This is a genomic window from Sporosarcina sp. (assembly GCF_029257255.1).
Taxonomy (GTDB): Bacteria; Bacillota; Bacilli; order Bacillales_A; family Planococcaceae; genus Sporosarcina.
The window spans coordinates 1-5,026 of sequence record NZ_JARICI010000063.1 but is presented as its reverse complement, the minus strand read 5'-3'; the positions used below and the strand labels follow the sequence as shown (position 1 = coordinate 5,026).

4 protein-coding genes are annotated in these 5,026 nt (G+C 44.5%); all 4 read left to right on the top strand.

Annotated elements, in window-relative coordinates; genetic code table 11:
- Positions 1-376 precede the first annotated feature (376 nt).
- Positions 377-1,474 (top strand): glutamate 5-kinase, encoded by a 1,098-nt coding sequence (gene proB / locus Q1J64_RS12675; RefSeq protein WP_301109447.1) that lies wholly within the window; start codon positions 377-379, stop codon positions 1,472-1,474.
- A 14-nt stretch (positions 1,475-1,488) separates the two neighbouring features.
- Positions 1,489-2,733, top strand: a complete 1,245-nt coding sequence (locus Q1J64_RS12670) for a glutamate-5-semialdehyde dehydrogenase (protein WP_301109446.1) — start codon at positions 1,489-1,491, stop codon at positions 2,731-2,733.
- Between the two features lie 18 nt (positions 2,734-2,751).
- Positions 2,752-3,828, top strand: a complete 1,077-nt coding sequence (locus Q1J64_RS12665; RefSeq protein WP_301109445.1) for a branched-chain amino acid aminotransferase — start codon at positions 2,752-2,754, stop codon at positions 3,826-3,828.
- Between the two features lie 100 nt (positions 3,829-3,928).
- Positions 3,929-4,711 (top strand): DUF6612 family protein, encoded by a 783-nt coding sequence (locus Q1J64_RS12660; RefSeq protein ID WP_301109444.1) that lies wholly within the window; start codon positions 3,929-3,931, stop codon positions 4,709-4,711.
- Positions 4,712-5,026: the final 315 nt, after the last annotated feature.

Below are 5,026 nucleotides of genomic sequence, written 5' to 3'. Positions count from 1 at the left end.
CCTTCGGAGTCCTATGTAAACATAGGCGCGGACCTCGGCGTTATGAGGAGAGCGGGATTCATTTATGAATCCAATGATGGTGGCACCGCGGAAGCTAAGTCCTTTCGTCCTGATATATCGGGACGACTGGGCTTTTTTATATGGATTCAGCAGGAAATACCTAAAGCGTAAGCGGCTGTTCAGAGGTGGCAAGCATAAGTCGAAGCTGCGAAGCGGCGCACTTTGCCGCACAGCAGCTTTGACTTATGACCCGAGCCTCTAGCCGCTGAAGCTGGATGTATCTAAAGCGGAAAGCGCCGTTTAGCCTCTAAAAGCGTAGAATGTTATAAACAGATGTATCAGCAGCGGAAATATAGAAATGGCAGGCGAATGAAAGATGAAAAAACAGCGAATTGTAGTGAAGATTGGGAGTAGTTCTTTAACCAATGACAACGGTGAAATCGATCAACTGAAATTCAATGATCATGTAGATGCGCTGGCAATGCTGAAAAATGCCGGGCATGAAGTCATTGTCGTGTCGTCAGGTGCTGTCGCAGCAGGTTTTGCTAGATTAGGATATCCGTCTCGTCCTGTTACGATCAAGGGAAGACAGGCTGCGGCTGCAGTCGGCCAAAGTTTATTGATCCAGTCCTATATTGAACGGTTCAGCGAGCACGGCGTCGTTCCTGCTCAAATTCTTCTAACTAGACAGGATTTCGCCAATCGTGACCGATACCGCAATGCGTTTGCTGCAATGTCGGAGCTGTTAGAACGAGGCATCATGCCGATCATCAATGAAAACGACACAGTCTCTATCGATGAATTGACGTTTGGTGATAATGATATGCTCTCTGCACTTGTCAGTGGGTTTTTACATGCCGATCAATTGATCATTTTAACAGATGTCAATGGAATTTATACAAGCAATCCAAGAAACGATCCGGATGCTGTACGGCTGACAGAACTGGATGAAATAACAGACGAGTTGCTTGGTGGAACAGACGACCTCGGCTCCAAAGTTGGAACAGGCGGCATGCGTTCGAAATTACTTGCTGCCAAGACAGCGCATACATTAGCTGTTCCTGTTTTCATTGGCACAGGAAAAGGATCTTCAAAGTTATTGGATATTATGCAGGGACTTGGTGACGGTACTTATATTTACAGTCCTCTCAGTCACGGCATTAATACAAAGCGTCAATGGATTGCGCTGCATTCAGAGTCAACTGGTCGTTTATATGTAGATAAGGGTGCGGAGAAAGCTGTTCTGCATGACGGCCGCAGTCTGTTGCCGGCAGGTGTCTTTAAAGTGAAAGGTAACTTTGAAGCAGGTGAAGTAGTGGAAGTATATGGTGTGGACGGGCTGATCGGCAGAGGTGAGGTTAAATACTCATCCGAACAGCTACAGGAGCTGCTGGCAGAGCGCGGAAAAAGCGCTGAACTGTGTGCGCCGATGATTGAAGTGATTCACCGGGACCGCTGGGTAGAAGTCAATTAAAGGAGAGATAAATGATGAGTGAGATTACAAGAAAAGGTAAAGCTGCAAAAGAAGCGAGTTATTCATTGAATACAGCCACGACAGGAGAGAAAAATGAAGCACTGAAACTAATTGCCGATCAGCTGCTTGAAGAAACAAATCATTTACTGATAGAGAATAAGAAAGATATCGAAGAAGGCCGCAATAATGGAATCGAAGCCGCTGTACTCGATCGTATTTTATTGACAGAAGACCGGATTGAAGCAATGGCAGAAGGTGTCCGGTTGCTGATTGACCTGAAAGATCCGATTGGCGAAATAATGGAAGAAATCAACAAGGAAAATGGTTTGCATATCGTCAAAAAACGCGTGCCGATCGGTGTCATTGCGATGATTTATGAAGCGCGTCCAAATGTCACGATTGACGCTGCCTCACTGGCTTTGAAAACAGGGAATGCGATGGTTCTGCGCGGCAGTTCTTCCGCGAAATATTCTAACTTGGCTCTATGGCACGTCATTCAGCGTGGACTTGAGAAAAGTGCACTACCTGTAGATTCGGTGCAGTTGATTGAAGATACGAGCCGTGAGACTGCAAAGGAATTGTTTACACTGAATGAATACTTAGATGTACTCATTCCACGCGGAGGCGCGAAATTGATTCAGACGGTCATCCGTGAGTCGACCGTGCCGGTCATTGAAACAGGTGCAGGAAACTGTCATTTATTCATTGATGAATCAGCCGACGTTCAGATGGCGGTGGATGTCGTTATCAATGCCAAAACACATCGTCCGTCAGTATGTAATGCTATTGAAACCGTACTGATCGATCAGCAGTGGCTTGACGTACATGGCGAGAAATTAGTTCGCACATTGCGGGATCAAAAAGTTCAGCTTCTCGGCGATGAAAAAATTCATCAGTTTGATTCAGCGATTCCACAAGTTGAACAGGATGACTGGTCGAATGAGTTTCTTGATTTGACGTTACGCATGAAAGCAGTGGATAATTTGGGTGAGGCACTACAGCATATTCAACACTACAGCACGAAACATTCTGAAGGTATTATCACACAGAATGACGAAAATGCAGAGCAGTTCCTGAACAGTGTCGACGCAGCGGCGGTGTATGTAAATGCATCGACTCGTTTCACTGATGGTTTTGAGTTTGGCTATGGAGCGGAAATCGGTATCAGTACACAAAAGCTGCATGCACGCGGACCAATGGGCTTACAAGCATTGACTTCATCTAAATTTGTAATCAGAGGGACAGGCCAAATCAGATAATCTTAGGAGGGCGTTACGATGACAGCGAAGAATCAGATAGCAGTTACGAAAACAACACAGCCGAAGGAAAAACCGGCAGCGGATCAGCTCGCATTCGGTACAGTGTTTACGGACCATATGTTTGTGATGGATTATACAGAAGGAACAGGCTGGCATGACGCGCGAATCGTGCCGTATGAGCCGTTTCTGCTTGATCCTGCAGCGATTGTTCTGCATTACGGACAGACGGTGTTCGAAGGATTAAAAGCATACTTGACGGAGGAACAAGAAGTGGTGCTGTTCCGCCCTGAAGAGAATATGAAGCGGCTGAACCGTTCCAATGACAGACTGTGCATGCCACAGTTTGATGAAGAATTTGTTCTGGAAGCAATGAAAGAATTAGTGTCGGTTGATAAAGATTGGATTCCAAGCAAAGAAGGGACTTCATTATACATTCGTCCGTATATTTTTGCCACACAGCCGTATTTAGGAGTAGCGCCATCCAATACGTACAGAATGATGATCATTCTTTCGCCGGTTGGTGCCTACTATAAAGAAGGCATGAATCCTGTGAAAATTGCAGTAGAATCGGAGTTTGTCCGTGCAGCTGTCGGCGGTACAGGCAGTGCGAAGACAGCTGGAAACTACGCAGGTTCCATGAAAGCACAGGAAGTGGCGGAAGCAGGTGGCTATTCGCAAGTGCTCTGGCTGGATGCGAAAGAGCATCAGTATATTGAAGAAGTCGGCGCAATGAATGTGTTCTTCAAAATTAACGGCGAAGTGATAACACCAAGTCTGAATGGCAGTATTTTGGAAGGGATCACCCGTAAATCAGTTATTGAATTGCTGAAATCATGGGACATTCCTGTTATCGAGCGCAAAGTATCGATTCAAGAGATTTTTGATGCCAATGAAGCGGGAACTCTTGAAGAAGCATTCGGCACAGGCACCGCGGCTGTTATATCCCCGATGGGTGAATTGTTTTGGGGCGGTAAGAAATGTGAAATTAATAGCGGAGAAATCGGTGAATTATCATTGAAATTATATGACACTATCACGGGTATTCAAACAGGTAAAAAAGAAGATCGGTTTGGCTGGATTGTCCAGGTTGATTGACTCGGAATTTAAAAGCATGACCGAAGGAACGAAACATCCGTGACAACTCCGCTTCTGTGCAGTACACTGTAAATAGTTTTGATTGAAGGGGAGTTTCTTGATGAACAAACGAATTATTGTTCTTTTCCTTGCAGTCATCGTGCTGGCGATGGCGGGATGCGGAAAAACTTCTTCCGCGCCGTCCAGTGCGGAAGATTTGCTGAAAAAAGCGGATCAGGCAATGAAAGACCTACAATCGGTACATACAAGCATCGTTTTCGATGAAAGCAGTGTGACGTCTGAACCTGTAGAACGCAGCAGTAAAAAACTGCATATCCAATCCAATGTCGAATTGGATCCAATGAAAGTATCAGAGGAAATCGTGTTGCAGCTTCCAAAGCAGCAGCCGAAGAACCTGAAGATTTTCAGGCAGGACGAGCAACTGATGATTAAAGAAGAAGATGGCGAATGGCAGAAGATGACGGATGATGAGCGCATCAAACTGTTGGATGTCTGGGTTCCATTTACAGCGCCTCTCATGGACCTATCGTTATTGGAACCATTTGTAAAAGATGCAGAGCTTGAGAAAATCGATTACGGCTACGCGCTGCAATTTTCTTTGCCACCTGCAGATTATCGTAAATTCATGGAGCAAGTGGCGGTCAACAGTCCGACTCCTGAAGAATTCATCCACACACATACCGGTTTTCCGGTTTTGGATAAAATGGATATCGAACTGACGATTAATGAAAAAACGTTTTTCGTTACTGGCATGAAGCTGTCAGCGAACGTCACAAGCTATTTTGACCGCGACTACGTCCGTTATAAACAGAAACTTGACGCAACCTACAGCTATTTCAATGATATTGATCCGATTCAGATGCCAGCAGGTGCGCTGAATTAATAGAATCCGCAGTGGCTTCGGCTGCTGCGTTTTTTTGTATTTGACACTATTTTATAACTGTTTCCATGCTAATGTTAAATTCCTTTTCAAAGTACAAATAACAAGTCATTTTCTCACCAAGGACTGATTAACTCGAATTTAGTTTAGATAATTGGCAATATATGCTACAATTATGGAGAAACTCGGTCTTCAAGAAACGGGCCATTTTGTTTTATAAATGATCTTGTAAAGACTAGCGTTTTCTGTTGGTGTTATAATAAATAAAATTGTAGTTCAGATATAAAATTAAGGAGGAGATAAAATGAAGCAAACGCC

Coding starts and splice junctions, on each gene's coding strand:
- proB (WP_301109447.1), top strand. CDS start 377: ATGAAAAAACAGCGAATTGTAGTGAAGATTGGGAGTAGTTCTTTAACC.
- Q1J64_RS12670 (WP_301109446.1), top strand. CDS start 1,489: ATGAGTGAGATTACAAGAAAAGGTAAAGCTGCAAAAGAAGCGAGTTAT.
- Q1J64_RS12665 (WP_301109445.1), top strand. CDS start 2,752: ATGACAGCGAAGAATCAGATAGCAGTTACGAAAACAACACAGCCGAAG.
- Q1J64_RS12660 (WP_301109444.1), top strand. CDS start 3,929: ATGAACAAACGAATTATTGTTCTTTTCCTTGCAGTCATCGTGCTGGCG.